Source organism: Mycobacterium sp. pW045 (assembly GCF_041287085.1).
GTDB classification, from domain to species: Bacteria; Actinomycetota; Actinomycetes; order Mycobacteriales; family Mycobacteriaceae; genus Mycobacterium; species Mycobacterium algericum_A.
On record NZ_JBGGKU010000011.1, the window covers coordinates 36,290 to 60,338 of the forward strand.

General features: G+C 69.3%; 25 protein-coding genes. 21 read left to right on the top strand and 4 right to left on the bottom strand.

The features are described from left to right. Positions 1-25 precede the first annotated feature (25 nt). The 6 genes from ACAG20_RS17255 (at position 26) to ACAG20_RS17280 (ending at position 4,825) form a co-directional block, all read left to right on the top strand. Positions 26-961, top strand: a complete 936-nt coding sequence (locus tag ACAG20_RS17255) for an alpha/beta fold hydrolase (RefSeq protein WP_370493446.1) — start codon at positions 26-28, stop codon at positions 959-961. Between the two features lies 1 nt (position 962). Continuing rightward, on the top strand, positions 963-2,048 hold the full coding sequence (locus tag ACAG20_RS17260) for a 2Fe-2S iron-sulfur cluster-binding protein (protein ID WP_370493447.1): 1,086 nt from the start codon (positions 963-965) through the stop codon (positions 2,046-2,048). Between the two features lie 77 nt (positions 2,049-2,125). After that, entirely contained in the window at positions 2,126-3,142 is a 1,017-nt protein-coding gene (locus ACAG20_RS17265; RefSeq protein WP_112685845.1) for an alpha/beta hydrolase, read from the top strand. 26 nt (positions 3,143-3,168) lie between these two features. After that, complete coding sequence (dapB, locus tag ACAG20_RS17270) at positions 3,169-3,906, top strand: 4-hydroxy-tetrahydrodipicolinate reductase (protein WP_112685843.1); 738 nt, start codon at positions 3,169-3,171, stop codon at positions 3,904-3,906. 50 nt (positions 3,907-3,956) lie between these two features. Next, positions 3,957-4,373 carry a hypothetical protein gene (locus ACAG20_RS17275; protein ID WP_370493565.1) on the top strand — a complete coding sequence of 139 codons (417 nt, stop codon included), beginning with the start codon at positions 3,957-3,959 and terminating at the stop codon, positions 4,371-4,373. After that, positions 4,370-4,825: a flavodoxin family protein gene (locus tag ACAG20_RS17280; protein ID WP_112685841.1), complete on the top strand. Its 456-nt coding sequence runs from the start codon at positions 4,370-4,372 to the stop codon at positions 4,823-4,825. The genes ACAG20_RS17275 and ACAG20_RS17280 overlap by 4 nt, the downstream gene beginning before the upstream one ends. 6 nt (positions 4,826-4,831) lie before the next feature. Here the strand turns inward: ACAG20_RS17280 and ACAG20_RS17285 are convergent, their stop codons facing one another. After that, positions 4,832-5,140 (bottom strand): hypothetical protein, encoded by a 309-nt coding sequence (locus ACAG20_RS17285; protein ID WP_370493448.1) that lies wholly within the window; start codon positions 5,138-5,140, stop codon positions 4,832-4,834. 121 nt (positions 5,141-5,261) lie between these two features. Between ACAG20_RS17285 and ACAG20_RS17290 the strand changes: the two genes are divergently transcribed. Then, on the top strand, positions 5,262-5,471 hold the full coding sequence (locus ACAG20_RS17290) for a hypothetical protein (protein ID WP_112689628.1): 210 nt from the start codon (positions 5,262-5,264) through the stop codon (positions 5,469-5,471). Between the two features lie 17 nt (positions 5,472-5,488). On the opposite strand, the gene ACAG20_RS17295 is transcribed toward ACAG20_RS17290, so the two are convergent. Next, positions 5,489-6,997, bottom strand: coding sequence for a DUF222 domain-containing protein (locus ACAG20_RS17295; RefSeq protein ID WP_370493449.1), 1,509 nt, complete (start codon positions 6,995-6,997; stop codon positions 5,489-5,491). Between the two features lie 112 nt (positions 6,998-7,109). Between ACAG20_RS17295 and ACAG20_RS17300 the strand changes: the two genes are divergently transcribed. From ACAG20_RS17300 to ACAG20_RS17350, 11 genes are read left to right on the top strand one after another with little or no spacing between them, the layout of a single operon-like run. Further along, on the top strand, positions 7,110-7,547 hold the full coding sequence (locus ACAG20_RS17300) for a VOC family protein (RefSeq protein ID WP_370493450.1): 438 nt from the start codon (positions 7,110-7,112) through the stop codon (positions 7,545-7,547). Between the two features lie 39 nt (positions 7,548-7,586). Next, a complete protein-coding gene (locus tag ACAG20_RS17305; protein ID WP_370493452.1) occupies positions 7,587-8,036 on the top strand; it encodes a hypothetical protein in 450 nt (149 codons plus the stop codon). Next, the gene (locus ACAG20_RS17310; protein WP_370493453.1) at positions 8,033-9,577 is read left to right on the top strand and encodes a class I adenylate-forming enzyme family protein; all 1,545 of its coding nucleotides are present in this window, start codon (positions 8,033-8,035) and stop codon (positions 9,575-9,577) included. The genes ACAG20_RS17305 and ACAG20_RS17310 overlap by 4 nt, the downstream gene beginning before the upstream one ends. Then, on the top strand, positions 9,556-12,750 hold the full coding sequence (locus tag ACAG20_RS17315) for a carboxyl transferase domain-containing protein (protein WP_370493454.1): 3,195 nt from the start codon (positions 9,556-9,558) through the stop codon (positions 12,748-12,750). The genes ACAG20_RS17310 and ACAG20_RS17315 overlap by 22 nt, the downstream gene beginning before the upstream one ends. A gap of 30 nt (positions 12,751-12,780) precedes the next feature. Beyond that, positions 12,781-14,025, top strand: a complete 1,245-nt coding sequence (locus ACAG20_RS17320) for a DNA recombination protein RmuC (RefSeq protein WP_370493455.1) — start codon at positions 12,781-12,783, stop codon at positions 14,023-14,025. 9 nt (positions 14,026-14,034) lie between these two features. Further along, positions 14,035-14,673: a TetR/AcrR family transcriptional regulator gene (locus ACAG20_RS17325; protein WP_370493456.1), complete on the top strand. Its 639-nt coding sequence runs from the start codon at positions 14,035-14,037 to the stop codon at positions 14,671-14,673. A gap of 59 nt (positions 14,674-14,732) precedes the next feature. Next, a complete protein-coding gene (locus ACAG20_RS17330) occupies positions 14,733-15,557 on the top strand; it encodes an SDR family oxidoreductase (RefSeq protein WP_370493457.1) in 825 nt (274 codons plus the stop codon). Positions 15,558-15,570: 13 nt separating this feature from the next. Beyond that, positions 15,571-16,791, top strand: coding sequence for an acyl-CoA dehydrogenase family protein (locus ACAG20_RS17335; protein ID WP_370493458.1), 1,221 nt, complete (start codon positions 15,571-15,573; stop codon positions 16,789-16,791). Further along, a complete protein-coding gene (locus ACAG20_RS17340; protein WP_370493459.1) occupies positions 16,788-17,564 on the top strand; it encodes an SDR family oxidoreductase in 777 nt (258 codons plus the stop codon). Before ACAG20_RS17335 ends, ACAG20_RS17340 begins: the two co-directional genes overlap by 4 nt. A 22-nt stretch (positions 17,565-17,586) precedes the next feature. After that, positions 17,587-18,582: a phosphotransferase family protein gene (locus ACAG20_RS17345; protein ID WP_370493566.1), complete on the top strand. Its 996-nt coding sequence runs from the start codon at positions 17,587-17,589 to the stop codon at positions 18,580-18,582. Between the two features lie 9 nt (positions 18,583-18,591). Continuing rightward, positions 18,592-19,980: an MFS transporter gene (locus ACAG20_RS17350; RefSeq protein ID WP_370493460.1), complete on the top strand. Its 1,389-nt coding sequence runs from the start codon at positions 18,592-18,594 to the stop codon at positions 19,978-19,980. 17 nt (positions 19,981-19,997) lie between these two features. Here the strand turns inward: ACAG20_RS17350 and ACAG20_RS17355 are convergent, their stop codons facing one another. Further along, positions 19,998-20,738, bottom strand: coding sequence for an alpha/beta fold hydrolase (locus tag ACAG20_RS17355; RefSeq protein WP_370493461.1), 741 nt, complete (start codon positions 20,736-20,738; stop codon positions 19,998-20,000). A gap of 43 nt (positions 20,739-20,781) precedes the next feature. Here ACAG20_RS17355 and ACAG20_RS17360 point away from each other — a divergent pair, with 43 nt between their 5' ends. From ACAG20_RS17360 to ACAG20_RS17370, 3 genes are read left to right on the top strand one after another with little or no spacing between them, the layout of a single operon-like run. After that, positions 20,782-21,582, top strand: coding sequence for a thymidylate synthase (locus ACAG20_RS17360; protein WP_370493462.1), 801 nt, complete (start codon positions 20,782-20,784; stop codon positions 21,580-21,582). Then, positions 21,579-22,070 (top strand): dihydrofolate reductase, encoded by a 492-nt coding sequence (locus ACAG20_RS17365; protein WP_370493463.1) that lies wholly within the window; start codon positions 21,579-21,581, stop codon positions 22,068-22,070. The genes ACAG20_RS17360 and ACAG20_RS17365 overlap by 4 nt, the downstream gene beginning before the upstream one ends. Beyond that, positions 22,070-23,299 (top strand): winged helix-turn-helix domain-containing protein, encoded by a 1,230-nt coding sequence (locus ACAG20_RS17370; protein WP_370493568.1) that lies wholly within the window; start codon positions 22,070-22,072, stop codon positions 23,297-23,299. Before ACAG20_RS17365 ends, ACAG20_RS17370 begins: the two co-directional genes overlap by 1 nt. Position 23,300: 1 nt before the next feature. Here ACAG20_RS17370 and ACAG20_RS17375 read toward each other — a convergent pair whose 3' ends face one another. After that, entirely contained in the window at positions 23,301-24,044 is a 744-nt protein-coding gene (locus tag ACAG20_RS17375) for a DoxX family protein (protein ID WP_370493464.1), read from the bottom strand. Between the last annotated feature and the right edge of the window lie 5 nt (positions 24,045-24,049).

The following is a 24,049-nucleotide window of genomic DNA, read 5'->3' on the forward strand; positions in this document are numbered from 1 at the left end:
GTCGAGCCGGAAAGGACTGCAGTCGATGAACTCTCAGACCACTGTGACGGCAACCGACGGGGTGACCCTGGCGGTGCACGCCTACACCGACGTCGACCCGCGGCGCCCCACCATCCTGGCCATTCACGGCTATCCGGACAACCACCACGTCTGGGACGGGGTGGCGCACAAGCTGCTGGAGAACCACCCGGGCAGATACAACGTCGTCGCCTACGACGTGCGCGGTGCGGGGGCGTCGTCGCCGCCGGCGGACCGGTCCGGCTATCGGCTTCCCCAGCTGATCGCCGACGTCGGCGCGGTCATCGAGCATCTCGGGGTCGACGACGTCCATCTGCTGGGCCACGACTGGGGTTCGATCCAGGGCTGGGCGGCGGTGACCGACCCCGTCGTGGGGCCCAAAGTTGCTTCCTACACCTCGATTTCGGGGCCGCATCTGGATTACGCGGGCAAGTTCCTGCGATCGCCCCGCAACCCCCGGACGCTGCTCGCCGTCGCCCGGCAGGTGTTGGAGTCGGCTTACATCTGGCTGTTTTTGACCCCCCGGTTACCGGAGGCGATCTTCCGGTCCGGTTTCGGCGGCAAACTCATCGCGACGCTGGAGCGCATCGGCCGCTCCGGCGCCAGCCCGTGGGAAACGCTCCGGGGCCAGAACGACTACCTCAACGGACTCAATCTCTACCGGGCGAACATGCCCAGGCCGCTGTTCAAACCGGCCACCCCGCTGCCCACCACCGACGTCGCCGTACAGGTGCTCGCGCCACGCCTCGACCTCTTCGTCAGCCCTGCCGTGCAGCGATTCACCGGCGCGATCCCGCCCCGGCACCGGGTGCTCGACATCGACGGCGGGCACTGGGTGGTGACCGACCGCCCCGAGATCGTCGCCCGGCTCACCGACGAATGGGTGGAGCAGAACATGACGGGCAGGGCGGACACCCCCGACAGCGACATGCGGCAAAGCTGAGATGGCGCAGGAGATCTGGCGAACCCGCCCCGCTGACCTGTACGGCCGGCGTAAGCACGACCGGTTCTTCAACATGCTCTGGGGAGCGGTGACGATCTTCAGCGGGGTATCCGCGCTGTCGCGCTGGAAGCCGTCGCGGGTGGTGCCCGTCTCGCGGACGATCGAGGCCGTCGTCACCAAGCGCGAGATGCTGACCCCGGACGTGGTGGCGCTGACCCTTGCCCAACCCGACGGCGGGCTGCTGCCGTCCTGGACCCCGGGCGGTCACATCGACGTGCAGTTGCCGTCGGGCCGTCGCCGGCAGTACTCGCTGTGCGGGGTGCCCGGCCGGCGCACCGAGTACCGCATCGCGGTGCGCCGACTCGACGACGGCGGTGGCGGGTCGGTCGAGATGCACGAGGCCTACGCGGTGGGCGACACCCTGGTCTTCGAGGGCCCCCGCAATGCGTTCTATCTCGGCACCGACGAGAGCGACGTGCTGTTCGTCATCGGCGGGATCGGGGTGACTCCGATGCTGCCGATGCTGCGCGAGGCGGCCCAGCGCCGAATCGACTGGCGCGCAGTGTATGCCGGCCGCAGCCGGGCCGACATGCCGTTGCTCGACGAGGTGCTGGCGGTAGACCCGGAGCGGGTCACGGTGTGGGCCGACGACGAGCACGGCCGGTTTGCCGGTACCGAGGAACTGCTCGCCGGCGCCGGTCCGCAAACCGCGGTGTATGTGTGCGGGCCGACCGCGATGCTCGAAGCGGTGCGGATCGCTCGAGACGAGCATGGCTCGGCTGTTCCAGCGCCGCTGCACTATGAGCGGTTCAGCCCACCGCCGGTGGTCGACGGGGTGCCCTTCGAGCTGGAGCTGGCCCGGTCTAAGCGGCTGCTGCTGATCCCCGCGGATCGCTCGGCACTGGACGTGATGCTCGACGCCGACCCGACGACGCCGTGCTCGTGCCGACAGGGGTTCTGCGGAACCTGCAAGGTCAAGGTGGTCTCCGGTGACGTCGACCGGCGCGGTCGCACCGCCGAGGAGGCCGACGAGATGCTGGTCTGCGTATCGAGGGCGCGCGGCGGCCGGATCGTGATCGACGCTTGAGCGTCGGCGGCCCTGATACGCAGGCGGTTCGGGTCAAACCGCGGCGCTCGCCGGCGATCTGCCCCTAGACTGCCCGGATGTCCGGAGCCGGTCCGATCCATTCCGCAAGTCTGCCCGCCAAGCTCATTTTCGCCGTCGCGAACGCCGTCACGCCGCGCCTGGTGCGGCGACTGGTGTTGCACGCCGGCAGCGGGACGGTGGCCGGCCGGATGACGACGATGGGCCGACGGATCAACACCATCGCCAGGCTGCAACGAGTGCGGCCGTTCCTCGGTGTCGGCTTCACCCGCGGCACCGGCGCAGCGGTCCCCGTCGAGGTCGTCCGCCGAGTCGAGCGGTCCCGACCGCTGGGCCAGGCGTTCACCGGCGGCGCGATCCTGTACTTCCATGGTGGCGGCTTCATCACCGGCGGCCTGGACACCCATCTGCATGTGGTGGCCAAACTCGCCCGCCGCACCCGGCTGCCGGTCGTGCACGCCGACTATCGGCAATTCCCGCAGGTCACCGTCGACGGTTCGGTCGACGACTGCGTCGGCGCCTACCGCTGGCTGCTGAGCCAGGGCGCCGACCCGGCCAAGACGGTGCTCGCCGGGGACTCCGCCGGGGGTTTTTTGGCGTTCGCGACGGCGCTGGCCGGTCAACAACGTGGCCTGCCCGCCCCGGCCGGGGTGGTCGGGATCTCGGCGCTGCTGGAATTGGACGGCGTGGCGCGCGACACCCACACGAACCAGAGCGCCGACGCATTCGGGATACCGGCGGTGCTGCCCGACCTCATCGACCTGGTGTGCCCCTCGGCGAAGCTGCGCCAGGAACTGTCGCCGATCAACGGCCGGCTCGACACGATGCCACCGGCCCTGCTGATCGCGGCCGAGTCGGAGATCCTGCGCTGCGATGCCGAACGGCTGCACGCCGCGCTGCAGCAACTGGGCCGGTCCAGCCGACTGGAGCTGTGGGCGCGGCAACTGCACGCCTTCCCGGCGCTGTTCCCGTTCCTGCCGGACAGCCGGGCGGCGTTCGATCTCATGTGCCGCTTCGTGGCCGAACGCCTCGCGGATGCCGACCGGCCCGGCGAGACCCGCCGAGAGGTGTCCTGAGGCCCACTGCCGCTAGGGTGGCAGCCATGCGGGTAGCAGTGCTGGGCGCCAGGGGCAAAGTCGGCGCCACCATGGTGGCGGCGGTGCGTGACGCCGATGATCTGACCCTGTCCGCCGAGGTCGACGCCGGTGACTCGCTGAGCCTGCTGACCGACGGTGACACCGAGGTCGTGATCGACTTCACCCACCCCGACGTCGTGATGGACAACCTGAAGTTCTTGATCGACAACGGCATTCACGCCGTAGTCGGCACCACGGGATTCACCGCGGAGCGGCTCGCGCAGGTGCGGTCCTGGCTGGAGGCCAAACCCGGTGCGGCGGTGCTGATCGCACCCAACTTCGCCATCGGTGCGGTGCTGTCGATGCACTTCGCGGTCCAGGCCGCCAAGTTCTTCGAATCGGTCGAGGTCATCGAGCTGCACCATCCACACAAGGCCGACGCGCCGTCGGGTACCGCGACCCGCACCGCGGCGTTGATCGCCGAGGCCCGAAAAGGCCTACCGGCCAACCCCGATGCCACCAGCACCGGCCTCCCGGGAGCCCGCGGCGCCGACGTGGACGGTGTCCCGGTGCATTCGGTACGGCTGGCCGGGCTGGTCGCCCATCAGGAAGTGCTGTTCGGCACCATGGGGGAGACGCTGACCATCCGGCACGACAGCATCGACCGGACGTCGTTCGTTCCCGGGGTGCTGTTGGCGGTGCGCCGCGTCGCCGGCTTTCCCGGGCTGACGATCGGCATCGAACCCCTCCTCGACCTGGACTAGCCGTGGTCAAGGTGTCGGCGGCCGCGCGAACGAAGGCGCTCATCGCCTTCATGTGCCTGGCGTTGCTGATGTATCTGGTGTTTCTGGGCCGGACCGCGGTGCTGCTCATCGGTTCCGGCTCGGCGCCGGCGATCGGGATGGGGCTGGCGCTGCTGATCATGCCGTTCATCGGGCTGTGGGCGATGGTCGCCACGTTGCGCGACGGCTTCGCTCACCAGCGGCTGTCGCGGCTGATCGCCGCCGACGGGATGGAACTCGATGCCGGCGCGCTACCGCGACGCCCGTCCGGCCGCATCGAACGCGACGCGGCCGATGCGCTGTTCCGGACGGTTCGCGACGAACTCGATGCCGAGCCCGACGACTGGCGGCGCTGGTACCGGCTGGCCCGGGCCTATGAGTTCGCCGGGGACCGTCGTCGGGCGCGGGAGGCGATGAAGACCGCGGTCCGACTGCAGGAGAGCCGATGAGCAAGACGCTGCTGGTGGTCCACCACACACCTTCGCCCTACTGTCAGGCGATGTTCGAGGCCGTCGTGTCCGGTGCGAGCGCTCCGGAGATCGAGGGCGTGGAGGTGGTGCGGCGGGCGGCGCTGTCGGTGTCGCCGACCGACATGCTGTCCGCCGACGGCTACCTGCTGGGCAGCCCGGCCAACCTGGGCTATCTCAGCGGGGCCCTCAAGCACGCCTTCGACGTGTGTTACTACCCGATTCTGGATTCCACCCGCGGCCGGCCCTTCGGGTTGTATCTGCACGGCAATGAAGGTACCGAGGGAGCCGAACGCGCCGTCGACTCCATCACGACGGGCCTGGGATGGCTCAAAGCCGCCGACTACGTCGTCGTCTCCGCCAAGCCCGACAAGGATGAACTGGAAGCGTGCTGGGAGCTCGGCGCGACGGTTGCCGCGATGTTGATGGACTGAGCACCGCTACGGGCCGATGTGGGTCTCCGGTTGGTAGAACGAGTGGAACGGATACTGCCGGCCCAGCGGCCCCATCTGATGGCAGTCTTGCTGCGACGGCGGTGATTTCGGTGGTTCGTAGTAGTAGATCACACACCGCTGCCAACTGCCGTCGGGCTGAATCGGCCCATCACACTTCTGGGCGGTGGAGAAGAACAGCAGGGGATTGTCTTGACAACCGGCATGGGCGTGCGGCGCCGAGCCGATCCCCAACCCGGCCATCAGCCCGGTGGCCACCATCATGGCGGCCAGAACCCCGGTGAGGTGTCGCGTCACGGTCGTCCCCTTCCCGCCCGGCGTGCTGGGGAGAGATTAGCCCGGATGGCGCCGGGGTTTGCCGGGTTTGTGGTCGCGGTTTGCGCGCAGTTTTCAGGGTCGGGGGATAAGCTGCGATGCCGTGACTCAACCAAACGACACCGCGTCCACTACGGACCTGCTGGCGCGCACCCTGGAGTCAGTGCGCACCGCCTACGAGGACATCGCGGAACTGGCCAAGCACCACAGCGGCATTCATGCCGTGGCGCAGACGGCGAGGGGCACCGCGCTGATCCACGACCTGCGCAAGCAACTCGACCTGCTCGACAAGGTGCTGCCCTTCAAGAGCTGAGGCAGCTTCCGCCGTCGCTAGGGCGGCCGTTTGTCGAGTTGGCCGAGGTTGCGGGCGCGTTCGTCCTGGATGCAGCTCAGCCGATCTTGGGCGCGGGTACGCCGGCGGACCGGCATCATGACCTCACGCCCGGAATCGGGCGGCGGCGCGGGTGCCGCGGCCGCCGGCGCGACGGTGGGCAGACACAAGGCGGGGAACAGCAGCCGACTGCCGGGCCAGGTGGTGTAGGTGTGGCCGGTGGGGGATGTCCACTCGATGGTGCCGTCGGGCTGCTGGTGATCACGCCAGCCGCCGGAACCGGTCCAGAATGTCTTGAGCAGATGGTGTTTTCGGCACAGGCAACGCAGGTTACCCGGATGCGTCGGCCCGAACGGGAAGGCGACCGCATGGTCGATATCGCAGTGGGTGGCCGGGCGGTCACACCCGGGAAATCGGCACGTCATGTCGCGGGCACGGATGAATGCCGCCAGCGCCGCAGACGGCCGGTAGCCCGGTTGAGCCGGTGCTTCGGTGGGCTGCCGCAGTGGCCTGACGGCGGCCCCGCCGGCGATCAACTCGGCCAGCAGGCCCGACGGCGCGCTCCCGCCACCGATGATGCGTCCCGACGGCGCACCCCGCCGCGTGGCAGCGGGCTGCGGGCGGGCGTCCGGGGGCTCGAGTTCGATCTCCCCGGACAACTGTGGGTCAGGAGCAGCATCGACGGCGGCGGCTTCGGCGATGACGTGCACGACGACATTGGTCGCCCGTGCGTCGGCGTTCCCGGCGGCGGGGCAGTCGGAGCGCCCGCAGGCGCACGCCAAGGACTCGGCGCCGGCGGCCAGGGCACCGAGTGCGTCGGCGCGGCGCTGGGCCAGCGTGCGCGGGTCGTCGTCGCACACGGTGTGAGCCAACTGCATCAGGCGCTGATCCAGGGCGGCGGCGTCCACGGCAAACAACCGGCCCCACAGGCCGGTGATCCCACCTTCGGTCTGACCGGTGTCGATCACGACTTCACGCCCGCGGGCCCGGTCGCGCGTCCGGCGAACCGCAGCGGGATCGTGGCGTTCGATCAGCGCATCGATGGCGGCTGCGGTTTTGGCAACCGAGAGCGGGCCGAGCGAGGTGGCCAACTCGGCCAGGTCGGCGTCGACGAGCAGCAGTACACCCGGATCGGTGATCAACGTGGTGTGCCAGGCGATGGCCGCGGCCAGCCTGGCACTGATCCGGCCTGCCAGGAACAGCGCCGCCACCCGGGGGATCCGGTCGCGCAGGGCGCTGGCCAGATACATCTGCGAGGACGCCATGCCGTGACTGATCTGTTCGGCGGCCGCTACCTCGGCAGCCGCGCTATCCCAGTTGTCGCACGACCAGCGGGACCGGTCGAACCCGTCACCGCTGGTGCGGCGGGCAACCAGTTCCCCGATCGCGGCCAGCCGACGGGCCGCTGCAGCCGCCTCCACCCGAGCCCAGCCGGTTATCGCCGCCACCAGCGCACGGTCATCGGCATCGGCCAGCGCCTCGGGTCCCGACAACGAGGAATCGAACATGTGTTCGATTATAGCGGATTCTACTGACTCAAGTTTTTGGCAGGTGGCCCCTTGTGGATAACTGCGGCCATGGCTGGCAGATTGTGGAGACGGGCCCTTCTAGGCTTTGCGCATGGAGCAACAGGTGCACTTCGTCACCGTCGCCACAACTGATCTGGATGCCACCCGGCGTTTCTACGCTGCGCTGGGATGGCGCCCGCTGCTGGACGTCGAAGACGAGATCGTCTTCTACCAGACGGCGCCGGGGCAGCTGCTCGGGTTCTTCATCGCCGACAAGTTCAACCAAGACCTGGGGCTGCCCGGCAGCCATTCTTCGATCTCCGGGATCACGTTGGCCCACAACGTCGACAGCCCCGGCGACGTGATCGCGCTGGCCGACGCCATGGCCGGCGCCGGCGGCACAGTCCTCAAAACCCCGCAGCCCGGCCAGTTCGGCGGGGTATTCCATGCCCACGTGCAAGACCCCAACGGACTGATCTGGGAGATCGCCCGTAACCCGTCCTGGCGAATCGGCCCGGACGGCACCGTGCATTTGGGCCAGACGTCGTAGGGTGACGCGGGGAGACAGCGCGAAAGGACCGCCACGACGATGCCTTCTCTGTTGAGCATGACGCTGGGCGCGGCACCGGTCTTCGGTGGCGCCTTGCTGACCGCGGCGGCCGGGCAGCTGCGGGGCCCGGATCCGCGCAACCTCATCAAACAGGATCTCGACCTGCTCGATCGGATTCCGGCCGAACAGGCCGAACGGCGGGCCGAGCTGCAACGCACCATCGACGAGCGCATCGACGACCTGGTCGCCGCCTTCGATCGGAGCCGGGCGCTGCGGGCCGCGGCAATCTCCTATCAGGGCAACTGGCGTGACGTGGTGCTGTTCGTGTGCTCGGTGCTGTTCACCTATGTCTGGTGGCACATCGACCATGAGCGCGGCAATTGGTTGCCGTTGTTCGTCGTGCTGATCCTGGCGTGCGTCATGACGGCGGTCTACGCGCTGCGCGGCACGATGCGAGCCCTGGCCAGTGCACGGCGGCGCCGGTCATGACCGGCATCGTCGAGATTTCGCGGCGGCGCAACCCTTTTCCGACGACCGGGGTGATCCGCGACCCCAACGGCGTCGCGCACTACCAGCAGTTGCCCGCCACTCTGCTCGACGTGCTGGCCGAGCAGGCCCAATGCCGGCCGGACGCCGAGGCCGTCGTCGAACTGGGGGCCGGCGCGTTGACGTACCGGCAGTTGTGGCAGCGCGCGGCGCGGGTCGCCGGCGGGCTGCGTGCTGACGGGCTGGAACGCGGCGACCGGGTGGGGCTGCGTTATCCGGCGGGGCTGAACTGGGTGCTGGCGTTCTGGGGAACCCTGCTGGCCGGTGGTGTCCCGGTGGCCGTCAACACCCGGTCGGCCGCACCGGAGGTCGACTTCGTACTCACCGACGCCGGGGTTCGGGTGGACCTGGCGCCGGGCACCGCGCTGCCCGACGGCCAACCGTATGTGGTCGACGGTGTCGAGGCGGCTGACATCGCGGCGCTGTTCTACACCTCCGGGACCACCGGACGGCCCAAAGGTGTGCCGACCACCCACGAGGCATTTTTGACCAATGCCGAGAACATGGTGCGTTCCATGGGCCAGTCCCGGCAGTTGGGGGAGGAACTGCGCACCTTGATCTCCGTGCCGCTGTTCCATGTGACCGGCTGCAATTCCCAGCTGCTGGTCGCCGCCTACACCGGGGGAGCGGCGGTGATCATGCCGGTGCTGAGCCTACCCGAGATGATCGCTACGCTTGGTGCGCAACGGATCTCATCGATGGTAACGGTTCCCGCGATCTATTCGCTGCTGCTGCGGCACCCCGACTTCGCCGCCGCGGACGTCACCGGCGTGCGCTGGGTCGGCTACGGTGGTGCGCCGACCGCCCCGGCCCTGGTGCGGTCGCTGCGCGACGCATTCGGTGCCGCAACGGTATTCAATGGCTACGGCATGACCGAGACGGCCTCGCTGATGACGGTGTTGCCCGACTCCGACGCCGTCGCCCACGCCGACTCGGTCGGCTACGCGGTGCCCTCGGGAGACCTCGGCGTCGTACCGCTGGACAGCAATTCCGGCGATGCGACCACCGGCGAGCTGGTGGTGCGGGGCGCGAATGTGATGCGCGGGTACTGGAACCGGCCCGATGCCACCGCCGCCACCATCGTTGACGGCTGGCTGCACACCGGCGACGTGGTCCGCGTCGACGACGCCGGCCGGGTGCACATCATCGACCGGCTCAAAGACATCATCATCCGTGGCGGCGAGAACGTCTCCAGCGTCGAGGTGGAGGCGGCGCTGCTGTCGGCGCCCGGGGTCGCCGACGCCTGTGTGCTGGGGGTGCCCGACGACGTGATGGGGGAGAAGGTGGGCGCGGTGCTGCTCGGCACGGGCCAGCAGGATTTGGACGTGGCAGCGGTGCTCGATCACTGTCGTGGTCAGCTGGCGGACTATAAAGTGCCGCAGTACATCACGGTCGTCGCCGAACAACTGCCACGCACCGCCAGCGGCAAGCTGCTCAAAGGGACGCTGCGTGAGCAGGTGCAGTGGGGCGACCCGCTGCGGTGAGCGCCATCCGAGCCCCGTCGAAGGCAGTGTTGATCGCCAACCGCGGCGAGATCGCCCTGCGGATCATCCGCACCGCCGCCGAGTCGGGTTATCGCACCGTTGCGGTCTATGCCCCCGACGACGCCGACAGTCCGCACCTGCGCGCCGCCGATGAGGCCATCGCACTGCCGGGCACCGGCCCCGCCGGCTACCTGGATCAGGCCGCCATCCTGGCGGCCGCGGAGAAATCCGGCGCGGCGCTGATTCATCCCGGCTACGGGTTCCTGTCGGAGAACCCGTCATTCGCCCGAGCGGTGGCCGCCGTCGGGCGAATCTTCGTCGGGCCGGATCCTGGTCTGCTCGACACCTTCGGTGACAAGGCGGTGGCCCGCGGTGCAGCGATCGCCGCGGGCCTGCCGGTGCCGGCGGCCACCGACGGCGCCGGCGGTCTGGAACAGATCCGCGGCTTCCTGCGAGCCCATCCCGGCGGAATCGTGCTCAAGGCGCTCGCCGGCGGTGGCGGCCGTGGGATACGCACGGTACGCGAAGCCGGTCAGCTCGAGGACGCCTACCGCTGGTGCGTCGAGGAGGCCAGGCTCGGCTTCGGCGCGGCAGCGGTGTTCGCCGAAGAATTCGTCGCCGACGCCCGCCACATCGAGGTACAGATCGTCGGCGACGGCGCGCGCGCTATGGCGGTGGGTGATCGCGATTGCAGCATCCAGCGCCGCTATCAGAAGCTGATCGAGATCGCGCCCGCCCCGGCGATCTCTGCCGGGCTGCGTGCCACACTGCACCGAGCGGCGGCCCGACTGTGTGCAGCGGTCCGGTACCGGGGCCTGGCGACCGTGGAATTCCTGGTCACCGGAGACGATTTCGTCTTCCTGGAGGTCAATCCACGCATTCAGGTGGAACACCCGGTCACCGAGGCGGTGACCGGGCTGGATCTGGTGGCGGTGCAGTTCCGGATCGCCGAGGGCGCCACGCTGGGCGAGCTGGATCTGCCGGCCGGCGTCGTCGCCGCTGATGGTCGCGAATCCGGGGAACCGGCGCGCTCCCACGGGATCGCGGTCGAATGCCGCGTCAACGCCGAAACGGTGGCCGCCGACGGTGCGGTGCAGCCGTGCGTGGGCACGCTGACGGCGTTCACGCCGCCGAGCGGCCCGGGGGTCCGGGTGGACACCTATGCCCGCCCGGGCCTGACCGTCGGCCCCCGTTACGACTCGCTGCTGGCCAAGGTGATCACCCACGTGCACGGCACCTCGCTGGACGCCGCGCTGCACAAAGCCCGCACGGCGTTGGCGGAGTTGATCATCGCCGGGGTCGGCACCAACATCGGGCTGCTCGCCGCGGTGTTGTCGGAGGCGGAGCCGGCGACCGGGGCTGTCACCACCGGCTGGCTGGGTCGGCGACTGCCAGCCCTGGTCGGGGCCGCGTCGCCGGGCAGTGCCGGACATCGGTTAACCGCAACGGATCTGGGCCCGGGTGAACACGTGCTGTACGCACCGATGGCGGGCACGGTCGTCGAGATGGAGCCCGGCGGTGTGGTGCTGGAGGCGATGAAGATGCAGCACGTGCTCGCCGCTCCCGGCCCGATGGTGCGCGGACTGGTCGCCGTCGGGCAGGTCGTCGCGGCCGGGGAACCGCTGCTGGTGTTCGCCGGAACCGGCGACGAGACCGGCGAGCGGCCCGACGGTGGCCCGGACCTGGATTCGCCACGGGCCGACCTCGACGAGGTCGCCCAGCGCCACCGGCTCACCCGCGACGACGGTCGGCCCGAGGCTGTCGCCAGACGGCACCGGCAGGGACGACGCACCGCCCGGGAGAACATCGCCGATCTGGTCGATCCCGGCAGCTTCGTCGAATACGGGGCGCTGGCGCTGGCCGCGCAACGCAGCCGGCGCTCCGAGGAGGACCTGATCGCCAACACGCCGGCCGACGGCCTGGTCGCCGGCCTGGCGACCATCGATTCGGCGCAGGTGGCGGTGGCCTCCTACGACTACACCGTGCTGGCCGGCACGCAGGGCATGCGTAACCACGCCAAGACCGATCGGCTCTTCGAGCTGGCGGCCCGCCGGCGAATTCCCTTGGTGCTGTTCGCCGAGGGCGGCGGTGGCCGGCCCGGTGACACCGATGTCGCAGGCATGGCAGGGCTCGATCTCATGACGTTTCGCGCGCTGGCCGCACTCAACGGTCAGGTGCCGCTGGTGGCCGTGGTGTCCGGCCGCTGTTTCGCCGGCAATGCGGCCTTGGCCGGCGTGTGCGACGTGATCATCGCGACACCCGACGCCAATATCGGGATGGGCGGCCCGGCGATGATCGAGGGCGGCGGACTCGGGGTGTACCGGCCCGAGGAGATCGGCCCGATCGAGGTGCAGCGCCGCAACGGGGTGGTGGCGCTGGCCGCCGACGACGAGGCGCACGCGGTGGTGCTGGCCAAGCGCTATCTGTCCTACTTCCGCGGCGGGGTCACCGAATGGCGGGAACCCGATCCGAGACTGGCGCGGTATGTGGTGCCGCAGAACCGATTGCGGGCCTATGACGTGCGCCGGGCGATCGAGGCGATCGCCGATGTCGATTCGGCACTGGAACTGCGACCGGATTATGGGATCGGCATCGTGACCGCCCTGGTGCGCGTGCGCGGCGTGGCATACGGGCTGCTGGCCAACAACAGTCACCACCTCGGCGGTGCCATCGACGCCGAGGCGGCCGACAAGACCGCCGACTTCTTCGTGCTGTGCGAGTCGTTTCGGCTGCCGGTCGTGACGCTGTGCGACACCCCGGGATTCATGGTGGGCCCGGATGCCGAACGGGAGGCCACGGTGCGCCGGTTCAGCCGGATGTTCGTCGCCGGCGCCCGTCTGACGGTGCCGATGGGAATGATTGTGCTGCGCAAAGGCTACGGCCTGGGCGCGATGGCGATGGCGGGCGGATCGTTTCACGCCGCGCAGTTCACCGTGGCCTGGCCGACCGGCGAGATCGGCGGGATGGGATTGGAAGGGGCGGTACGGCTCGGGTTCCGCAAGGAACTCGCCGAGGCCGCCGACGCCGATCAGCGCCAACAGCTGTTCGAGCAGCTGGTGGCGGCGGCCTACCGGCGCGGGCGGGCGCTGAGCGCGGCGACCACCTTCGAACTCGACGACGTCATCGACCCGGCGGAATCCCGACGGTGGATCGCGGAGCTGTCGAGCGGCTAGTTGTCGGTACCCCGCGCTAGCTTGCCGGGTATGGACACCGCCCTGCTGATCCTGCTCACGTCACTTGCGTTGCTGGCGGTGATCCTCCAGGTGGTGATGCTGCTGCGGCCGGGTGGCGGAACGCTCTCGCCCGAACAGCTCGCCGCGCTGCGCGGCGACAGCGAGCGGGTGGAGCGAACACTGCGCGAAGAGCAGCACACCGGGCGTGCCGAACTCGCGCAGGCGTTTCACCAATGGCAGCTGACGCTGCACCGTTTCGGGGCGACCCTGCAGGGCACCCAGGACAAACTGGGCGCGACGCTGGATCGCCAACTCAAGAGCCTGCAGACCGAGAACACCGCGCAATTGGAGAAGATGCGCGCCACCGTCGACGAGAAGCTGCAGGCGACGCTGGAAACCCGGCTGGCCCAGTCCTTCACGCAGATCTCCGAGCGGCTGGAGGCCGTGCAGCGGGGGCTCGGCGAGATGCAGACGCTGGCCACCGGGGTGGGCGACTTGAAGCGGGTGCTGACCAACGTCAAGACCCGCGGCATCTTCGGTGAGGCGCAACTGGCCGCGCTGCTGGCCGAGACACTCACGCCCGAGCAGTACGCCACCAACGTGGCCACCGTGCCGGGGTCGGCCGCCCGGGTGGAGTTTGCGATCCGGTTGCCCGGCGGATCCGGCGCCGGTGAAGTGCTGCTGCCGATCGACGCCAAGTTTCCGCGGGAGGACTTCGAGCGCCTGCTCGACGCGCAGGAGAGCGCCGACGCCGCGGGGGAGGCCGCCGCGCGGCAGGCGTTGATCCGGCGGATCGAGGCCGAAGCCGGAGACATCTGTGACAAGTACCTGTCACCGCCGCACACCACCGACTTCGCGATCCTGTTCCTGGCGACGGAGAGCCTCTACGCCGAGGTGCTGCGCCAACCGGGGCTGTTCGAACGGATCCAGGCCAAGTACAAGGTCACCCTCGCCGGCCCGACGACACTGGCGGCGCTGCTCAACAGCCTGCGGATGGGCTTTCGCACGCTGGCGATCGAGCAGCGCAGCAGCGAGGTCTGGCAGGTGCTCGGTGCGGTCAAAACCGAGTTCGGAAAGTTCGCCGCGGTGCTGGAGAAGACCCGCAAGCAACTCGACACCGCCCGCAACACCATCGACACCGCCGGGGTCCGCACCCGCGCCATCGAACGCAAGCTGCGCGGGGTGGAGTCGCTGCCCGAACCGGAGGCCGACGCCATGCTGGGCGCACTCGCCGACGGCACCGCCATGGATGAACTTGACGTCGGATTCAGCTAGGCTGCCCGGATGGAAGCCGTGCCGGCCGCCCCGACCCGCCAACCGCCGGCGACGGTGCGCGGCGCGCGGACCCGGGCCGCGCTGGTCGCCGCCGCCCGCAAGGTGTTCGAGCGGGACGGCTATCTCGACGCCAAGCTGACCGACATCACCAAGGCGGCCGGTTGCGCCACCGGGTCGTTCTACACCTACTTCGCGAACAAAGAGGAGATCTTCGCCGCCGTCCTCGAACAGGCGCAGCAGGACATGATGCACCCGGGAATGGGCCGGGTCGGCGGCACCGACGATCCCTATGCTGTCCTGGAGGCGAGCAATCGTGCCTACCTGGAGGCATATCGGCGCAATGCCAAGCTGATGGGCCTGCTCGAACAGGTGGCCCAGATCGATCCCACGTTCCGTGCTTTCCGATCGCAGCGGGCCGATGCGTTCGTCCAGCGCAATGCCGCCGGAATCGCCGACCTGCAGGCACGTGGGATCGCCGGCGCGGACGTCGACCCGCTGCTGGCATCGCTGGCGCTCTCGGGGATGGTCAGCCGACTGGCCTACGGCGCGTTCGTGCTCGGCGAGACGGTCGACATCGACTTCGAGGCGCTGGTGGGCACGGTGACCCGGCTGTGGGCCAACGCCCTGCGCTTTCCGGAAGGCCAATAGTTGAAGGTGAAATCGGTTTCAATTACGGTGACGAACGACCGAAGTGAGGGAAGGTGCCCATGAAGGTTGCCGAGCGGGTCGCTATCGTCACCGGGGGTGGGGGCGGCATCGGCGGCGCACTGGCCACAGCGCTGGCCCGGGCCGGGGCGACGGTGGTGGTGGCCGACCTCGACGCGCCGGCCGCGGCGGCGGTGGCCGACGCCATCAACGCCGAGCATCCGGGCGCGGCGACCAGCAGTGGCGGTGACGTCTCCGACACCGCGGTGATCCGGGAGCTCATCGCGCTCGCCGAGCGCCACTACGGTCCGGTCGACATGTACTTCGCCAACGCCGGCATCACCGGCGCCCCCGGTCTGCACGCCGACGACGGCGACTGGGACCAGGCGATCGACATCAACCTGCGGGCCCACATCCGCGCCGCGCAGCTGTTGGTCCCCGACTGGGTGCGCCGCGGCGAGGGCTATTTCGTGTCCACCGCGTCGGCGGCCGGCCTGCTCACCCAACTCGGTGGCGCCACCTACGCGGTCACCAAACATGCCGCCGTCGGATTCGCCGAATGGCTCAACATCAGCTACGGCGATCAGGGCGTGCGGGTCAGCTGCCTGTGCCCGATGGGCGTCAACACCAAACTGCTCTACGCCGGCGAACAATCCGGCGACCCGCTGGGTGATCTCGCCACCCGCGCGGTCACCGCGGCCGGCGAGGTGATCGAACCGGCCGCCGTCGCCGAGGAGGTGCTCGCCGCCATCGCCGACGAACGCTTCCTGATCCTGCCGCACCCGGCCGTGCTGGAGATGTACCGGTTCAAGGGAGCCGATTACGACCGCTGGCTGCGCGGAATGCGCCGCTACCAGCGCGGCCTGCTCAATCCGGAAGTGCCCTAGAAGAGGAGTCTGCATGTCACTGTTCGAGATGTCGGAGCGCGCGGCGAAATACCGAGCCGACCTGCTGGAATTCATGGACAGCTGCGTGTACCCGGCGGAGGCGGTCTACGAGACGCAGATGGCCGAATCCGGCGACCCACATTTTCAGCCCCCGATCCTGGAGGAGCTCAAGACCGAGGCGCGAAGCCGTGGTCTGTGGAACCTGTTTCACCCTCATCCGGACGTCGGCCCCGGCCTGAGCAACCTCGAGTACGCGCCGCTGGCCGAGATCATGGGCCGCAGCCCGCACCTGGCGCCGGAGGCGACCAACTGCAGCGCGCCCGACACCGGCAACATGGAGGTGTTCACGCTGTTCGGCAGCGATGAGCACAAGGAGAAATACCTCAAGCCGCTGCTGGAGGGGAAGATCCGCTCGGCGTTCGCGATGACCGAGCCGGCGGTGGCCAGCTCCGACGCCACCAACGTGCAGCTGTCGATGGTCAAAGATGGCGACGAATACGTCCTCAACGGACGGAAGTGGTTTGCTTCCAACGCTTTACACCAGAACTGCCGGGTGATGATCGTGATGGGTAAGACCGATCCCGACGCCGCCACCCACCGGCAGCAATCGATGATGGTGGTTCCCATCGACGCCCCGGGCGTCACCGTCATGCGCGGAGTCTCGGTCTTCGGCTACCAGGACCGCGAGGGCCACGCCGAGATCGACTTCAAGGATGTCCGGGTGCCGGCCAAGGACGTGCTCAAAGGCGAGGGAGAGGGTTTCGCGATCGCCCAGGCCCGGTTGGGACCGGGCCGCATCCACCACTGCATGCGCTGCATCGGCATGGCCGAGCGTGCGCTGGAACTGCTGTGCCGGCGTGCGCAATCCCGGGTCACCTTCGGCAAGCCGGTCTCCGACAACGCCAACATCCGCGACTGGATCGCCGAGGCGCGCATCGACATCGAGATGATCCGGCTGCTCACCCTCAAAGCCGCCTACCTGATGGACACCGTCGGCAACAAGGCGGCGCAGGTCGAGATCGCGGCGATCAAGGTCGCCGCACCCGAGATCGCGCTGAAGATCGTTGACCGGGCCATCCAGGTGCACGGCGCCGGCGGCGTCACCGAGGACTTCCCGCTGGCCGGGTTCTGGGCGCACCTGCGCACGCTTCGGCTCGCCGACGGTCCCGACGAGGTCCACAAGCGCGCCATCGCCCGGCAGGAATTGAAGAAGTACCGGGCGGCCGCCCAGTGACAACGACGGAGCTGACCGGGCGCACCGCGATCATCACCGGCGCCTCCCGCGGCATCGGGCTGGCGATCGGACAGCGACTGGCCCAGGCGGGCGCCAACGTGGTACTCACCTCGCGCGACCAGCAGAGCGCCGATGCCGCGGCCGCACAGATCGACGGCAATGCGCTGGGTGTGGCCGCTCACGTCGCCGAGGACGATGCCGCACAGCGCTGTGTCGATCTCACGCTGGAACGGTTCGGCAGCATCGACATCCTGGTCAACAATGCCGGCACCAATCCGGCGTTCGGTCCGCTGATCGACCAGGACCACGGCCGGTTCGCCAAGATCTTCGACGTCAACCTGTGGGGCCCGCTGTTGTGGACGTCGTGCGCGGTCAAGTCGTGGATGGCCGAGCACGGCGGCGCGGTGGTGAACACCGCCTCGATCGGCGGGATGAGCTCCGCGCCGCTGATGGGCATGTACAACGCCACCAAGGCCGCGCTGATTCACGTCACCAAGCAGTTGGCACTGGAGCTCTCACCGGGCGTGCGGGTCAACGCCATCTGCCCCGGCGTGGTGCGCACCAGGCTGGCCGAGGTGCTGTGGCAGGAGCACGAGCAGGCGTTGTCGACGACGATTCCGCTGGGACGGATCGGGGAACCGGTCGATGTGGCCGACGCGGTCGCGTTTCTGGTCTCCGATGCGGCCAGCTGGATCACCGGACAGACACTGGTGGTCGACGGTGGCCAGGTCCTCGGTGACGCAACCGGTTTCCGGGCAGGTCGTGGTGGCTGAGGTGCTCGGCGTCGACCCGCCGATGATCGCGCGCTGGATTGCGCAACTGGGTATTCCCGTCAGTCGCCCGGTGAAGTTCGAGCGGATCGGGATTGGGCAGTCGAACCTGACCTACCTGGTCTCCGACGCCGCCGACCACCGGTGGGTGCTGCGTCGCCCGCCGCTGGGTGAGTTGCTGGCATCGGCCCACGACGTCGCCCGCGAAGCACGGATTCTTGCCGCCTTGGAAGACACCGAGGTGCCCACCCCGCGGGTGTACGGGATGACGCGCGACTCCGAAGGCACGCCGTTGCTGTTGATGGAGTACGTCGACGGGGTGGTGGCCGACCGGATGTCGGTTGCCGAATCGCTGACGCCAGAGCGGCGCCGGCAGATCGGGCTGTCAATGCCCAAGACACTGGCCAAGATTCACGCCGTCGACATCAAAGCCGTCGGCCTCGACGATCTGGCCAGTCACAAGCCGTACGCGCAGCGTCAGCTCAAACGCTGGGCTGGTCAATGGGAGAAGTCCAAGACCCGCGAGCTGCCCGCGCTCGATGACCTGACCCGGCGGCTGGCTGCGGCGGCGCCGCCGCAGCACGAACTCACCTTGGTGCACGGTGACTTCCACCTGCGCAACGTGATCACCTCACCGCAGAGCGGGCAGGTGGTGGCCGTGCTGGACTGGGAGTTGTCCACCCTCGGCGACCCGCTGGCCGACATGGGCAGCCTGCTGGCGTACTGGCCGGAACCCGGCGAGGAGGACATCGCCGGAGAGTTCGTCCTCAGCACGCTGGAGGGCTTTCCCGACCGGGCCGAACTGGCCCGGGTCTACCTCGAGCAGACCGGGCGCGACGCGGCGACGCTGCAGTACTGGCATGCGCTGGGGCTCTGGAAGGTCGCGATCATCGCCGAGGGGATCGTGCGGCGGGTGCTGGACAATCCGGCCAACAAGGCCGCTGCCGGGACCCCGATCACGGGGTGGATCGACGCGCTCGTGCGCAAGGCCCGCGAGGTCGCCGATGAAGCGGGGATCTGAGGGGAGGCGGTGACCCGCACCAGCGAACCGGATCTCGTCGACGGGGTTCCGCGCAGGCGAATAGCGGTGGCGGCGCTGATCGGCACCACGATCGAGTTCTATGACTTCTACGTCTATGCGGCCGCGGCGGTCACCGTCTTTCCGCACCTGTTCTTCCCCCCGGGAAACCCGACCGCGGCACTGTTGGCGTCGTTGGCGACCTTCGGCCTGGCGTTCGTGGCCCGGCCGCTGGGGTCGGTGCTGTTCGGCCACTTCGGCGACCGGCTGGGCCGCAAGGCCACGCTCGTCGCCTCATTGCTGGTCATGGGTATCGCGACGTTCCTGATCGGGCTGCTGCCGACCTATCACCACATCGGCCTGGCCGCACCGGTGTTGCTGGCCATCCTGCGGTTCAGCCAGGGCCTGGCGCTGGGCGGCGAATGGAGCGGTGCGGCGTTGCTGGCCACCGAGACCGCCAAACCGGGCCGGCGGGCGTCGGCGGGGATATGGCCGCAGCTGGGCGCCCCGCTGGGATTTCTGTTCGCCACCGCGCTGTTCCTGCTGCTGCTGCGGCTGCTGGGGCCGGCGGGCGCCGACGACGATGGGTCCGGGGCGTTTCTGAGCTGGGGTTGGCGCATCCCGTTTCTGCTGAGCGCTGCGATGGTCGGCGTCGGGCTCTATGTGCGGCTGCGGCTCACCGAGACACCGGTGTTCACCCGGGCGATCGAGAGCGGTGAGCGTCTGACCGCGCCGATCGCCCAGGTGTTCCGGGACAGCTGGCGCGAGCTGGTCATCGGCACGCTGGTGATGGTGGCGACCTACACGCTGTTCTACACCGTGACGACGTGGACACTGAGCCACGCCACCACCAAGCGGCCACCGCAGGGCACCGGGCTGGGCTACAGCTACGCCGACTTCCTCGGGTTGCAGTTGATCGGGGTGCTGTTCTTCATAGCGGTGCTGCCACTGTCCGGCGTGCTGGCCGATCGATTTGGCCGTCGGCCGGTGCTGCTGGTCTTCATCGCCGGAATCATGGTGTACGGGACCACCTTCGGGTTCTTCTTGCGCCCGGACCGGCCGCCCGCGGCGATACTGACCTTCCTGATCATCGGAATGACGTTGATGGGCCTGGCATTCGGGCCGATGAGCGCGGTGCTACCCGAACTGTTCCCCACCAACGTCCGCTACACCGGATCGGGCGTGTCCTACAACGCGGCGAGCATCCTGGGGGCGGCGGTGGCGCCGTTCATCGCCACCTGGCTGGCCACCGGGTACGGCGTGCGCTGGGTGGGCATCTACCTGTCGATCGCGGCGGCGCTGTCCTTCGCCGCGGTGCTGGTGATGCGCGAAACCCGCGACAGCGCACTCGATGAGGTCAGCATCGCCGACCATCTTGGTGACGCCCTGCATCCTGGCTAGGCCGGGAGCCGGCCCGGCTATCCGGTCAGCGCGGCGGCGAACACCTGCCGCATCGCCGCCCAGTGCCGGGCCGCGGCATCGGCGTCGTACGGCGGGTTGTCGGGGACCGCGAAGCCGTGGGCGGCCGGGTAGAACTCGACGGTGTGCTCGACGCCGGCGGCGGCCAACGCCTGCTCCAGCGTCGCTGCCTGCGCCTTGGTGAAGGACGCGTCGTTGGCGGCACCGGCGACATACACCGTGGCGCTCATCTGCTCGGCCAGCAGGTGCGGGCTGTCGGCCGCGTCGGTGACCAGGCCGCCGCCGTGGAACGACGCCGCCGCTGCCACCCGATCGGGAACACGGCCGGCCACGACCACCGAGATGCGCCCGCCCATGCAGTAACCGCAGACCCCGAACTTCTCCCCGCGCACTTCGGGGCGGCCCGCCAGGTAGTCGAAGAACGCCTCGGCGTCGGTCGTCATCCGATCGAAGGTGACGCTGCCCAGCATCGACATGATCCGGCCCCGCTCCTTGGCGTTGCTGAACGCGGTGGCCATGTCGAAGGGCTCCCAGCCGGGGTGCCGGTAGTACACGTCGGGCAGCAGCACGGCGTAGCCCGAACTCGCCAGTTCGGCGGCCATCTCGACAAAGGTCTGCCGCACTCCACCGGCATCGGGATACATGACGACGCCCGGCCAGGGAGCGGGCCCGTCCGGGGTGAACAGCCGGACGGGGCAGTCGCCGTCGGCAGTGGTGATGGTGTCGGTGATCGTCGGCATGGCTTCCGTTCTACCCCGACGCCGGGCAAGTAAGCTGGACGACGTGCCGATCGCCACCCCGTACGAGGATCTGCTGGCCTTGGTGCTCGAGCGCGGAACCCCCAAGGCCGACCGGACCGGCACCGGCACCCGCAGCCTGTTCGGCCACCAGTTGCGCTACGACCTGGCCGCCGGCTTCCCGCTCATCACCACCAAGAAAGTGCACGTCAAGTCGGTGGTCTACGAGTTGCTGTGGTTTCTGCGCGGGGACTCCAACATCGGCTGGCTCAAGGAACACGGCGTCAGCATCTGGGACGAATGGGCCTCCGACACCGGTGATCTCGGGCCGGTGTACGGCGTGCAGTGGCGCTCCTGGCCGACACCGAGCGGGCAGCACATCGACCAGATCGAACGCGCGGTGGAGTTGTTGCGCACCGACCCGGACTCACGCCGCATCATCGTCTCGGCATGGAATGTCGGCGAACTGGACCAGATGGCGCTGGCGCCGTGCCACGCACTCTTCCAGTTCTACGTCGCCGGCGGGCGGCTGTCCTGCCAGCTCTACCAGCGCAGCGCCGACCTGTTCCTCGGCGTGCCGTTCAACATCGCCAGCTATGCGCTGCTCACCCACATGATGGCCGCGCAGGCCGGGCTGGACGTCGGAGAGTTCGTCTGGACCGGCGGGGACTGCCACATCTACGACAACCACGTCGAGCAGGTGCGGGAGCAACTGTCCCGCCAACCCCGCGCCTACCCGAAACTGGCTCTGGCGCCGCGGGATTCGATCTTCGGCTACACCTTCGACGACATCGAGATCCTGGGCTACGACCCACACCCGGCGATCAAGGCGCCCGTCGCGGTATGAGCCGCCCGGCCAAGGTGGGTCTGATCTGGGCCCAGTCGACGTCCGGGGTGATCGGGCGTGACGGCGGCATCCCGTGGCGACTGCCCGAAGACCAGGCGCGTTTCAAGGAACTCACCCTGGGGCACCGGGTGGTGATGGGCCGGTTGACCTGGGAATCGCTGCCGGCCGGCGTGCGTCCGCTGCCCGGCCGGGCCAACGTGGTGGTCAGCCGCCGCAGCGACTACCGCGCCGACGGCGCCGAGGTGGTTCCGGCCCTCGACGCGGCGCTGACCGATGCCGAGACCTGGGTGATCGGCGGGGCGCAGATCTACGCGCTGGCGCTGCCGCTCGCCGACCGGTGCGAGGTGACCGAAGTGGAGATCGACCTGCCCCGGCAGGACGAGGACGCCGTGGCACCGGTGCTCGACGAAAGCTGGCGGGGCACCGCGGGGCCGTGGCTGACCAGCGCGCGCGGCTTGCGGTACCGGTTCTGCAGCTACCACCGCTGATGGCGTCGTTGACCTCGGCGCAGGCGCGCCGGATCGCGGTCGCCGCACAGGGATTCACTGTCGCCAAACCACGCGTCACCATCACCCGGGCGCACCTGAAGCGGTTGATCTCCCGCATCCAGGTGTTGCAACTGGACTCGGTGTCCGTGGCGGTGCGCGCCCACTATGCCCCGGTGTTCAGCCGGCTGGGCTGCTACGACCGCACCATGCTGGACCGCGCCGCCTGGAGCCACAGCAGCCGTTCGCCGCGGCTGCTGGTCGAATACTGGGCGCATGAGGCGGCGCTGATGGCCGTCGACGACTGGCCGCTGCTGCGCTGGCGGATGCGCCAGTGGCCGCACGGCCGCTGGGGCGCCCACATCGTGCGGGCCAATCCGCAGCTCGTCGAGGATGTCACCGCCGCAGTCGCCGAGATCGGCCCGGCCACCGCCGGCCAACTCGAGGCGCACCTGGCCGCCACGTGGTCGGGAGCGGGCCGGGTGGGCAAGGGCCCGTGGTGGAATCGCAGCGACACCAAGTGGGTCGCCGAGGCGCTGTTCGCCGCCGGGGTGCTGACCACCGCCACCCGGGTGGGATTCGCCCGGCACTACGACCTGGTGGAGAACGTGCTACCGGCCCACGTGCTGGCGCGGCAGGTCGACGACGCCGAGGCCGTGCGGGAACTGGTGCTGCGGGCTGCGACCGCTCTGGGTGTCGGTACCGAGGCCGATCTGCGTGACTACTTCCGGCTGTCGGCCGGCCAGGCCAAACCGGCGATCGCGGCGCTGGTGGCCGCCGGCGACCTGGAGCCCGTGACGGTGGCCAGCTGGGACGGGCCGGCATACCTGCGGTCCGGTCAGCCGATTCCCCGGGGTGATCGGGGCACCACGCTGCTGTGTCCGTTCGACCCGCTGATCTTCTTCCGTCCCCGGGTGGAGCGGCTGTTCGATTTCCACTACCGGCTCGAGATCTACACCCCGGCGGCCCAGCGACGATACGGCTACTACGTGTGGCCGTTCCTGCTGGACGGACAGCTGGTCGGCCGGGTGGACCTCAAGGCCGACCGCCGAGCCGGGGCGCTACACGTCGTCGGGGCGTTCGCCGAAGCGGGCCATGCCCGGCAGCGGGTGGCCCAGGCGTTGCTACTCGAGTTGCAGACCATGGCGCACTGGCTGGGATTGAGCCGGGTCAGCGTGGGGGAGCGCGGCGACCTGGCGGCCGAGTTGCGCCGAGGGCGGCCCCGCCGATGAATCACCGGCCGCGGTGGTTGTCCGGCCGGTGAAGGCGCCGGCGCGCGCTCTCGGCGAGGGTGGTCGCGCTTTCGCGGGCCGCGTGCGCCAGGTCGGTGCCGCGGTCGGCGGCGACCTCGGCGAACTGCGCTCCGCGTTCGCCGGCCGCCTCCAGTAGCGGTCCGGCCCGCTCACCCACCAGTTCGGCGAGTTCGCGGCCGTGTTCGGCGCCGGCCTGCAGACCCGCGCTCAGCTTCTCGCCGACCGTGTCGAGCACCGCATCGTTCGAGGCGGTGGGCATAGCCGCCGCCGCACGCTGGTATGCGTGCCGGGCGGCACGCCGGGCCCGCCAACCCAGCGATGGCCGTCCCTCGGTGTCGGCCGCCGCGATCATCAACCCGCCGATCAGGCTGACGTCGGTCAGGAACGCCTGGCGTTGTTGTGCCCTGCGCTGGATGTCAGGCTCCATCCAGAACATGTGGCCGCCCGCACTGCCGGGAATGACCGTGCATGCCAGCGCCGCAGCGGCAATCCGCGGCAGTCTGCCGCTGGCGAGCAGCAGGCCGCCGCCGATCTGGACCAGCGCGTTGGCTTTGGCGAACGTCTCGACATCGGACGGCACTTTCGCCGATATCTCGTCGGGTAGGTGTTGCAGCCCGTCGAACGCCGGACGGGCCGTCTGGCCGGCCTGCTGCGGCCGGCGCAACGCCTCCACGCCCTGCCCGATGAACGCCGCCGCCAGCAGCGGACGTGCGATTCTGCGCATCAACA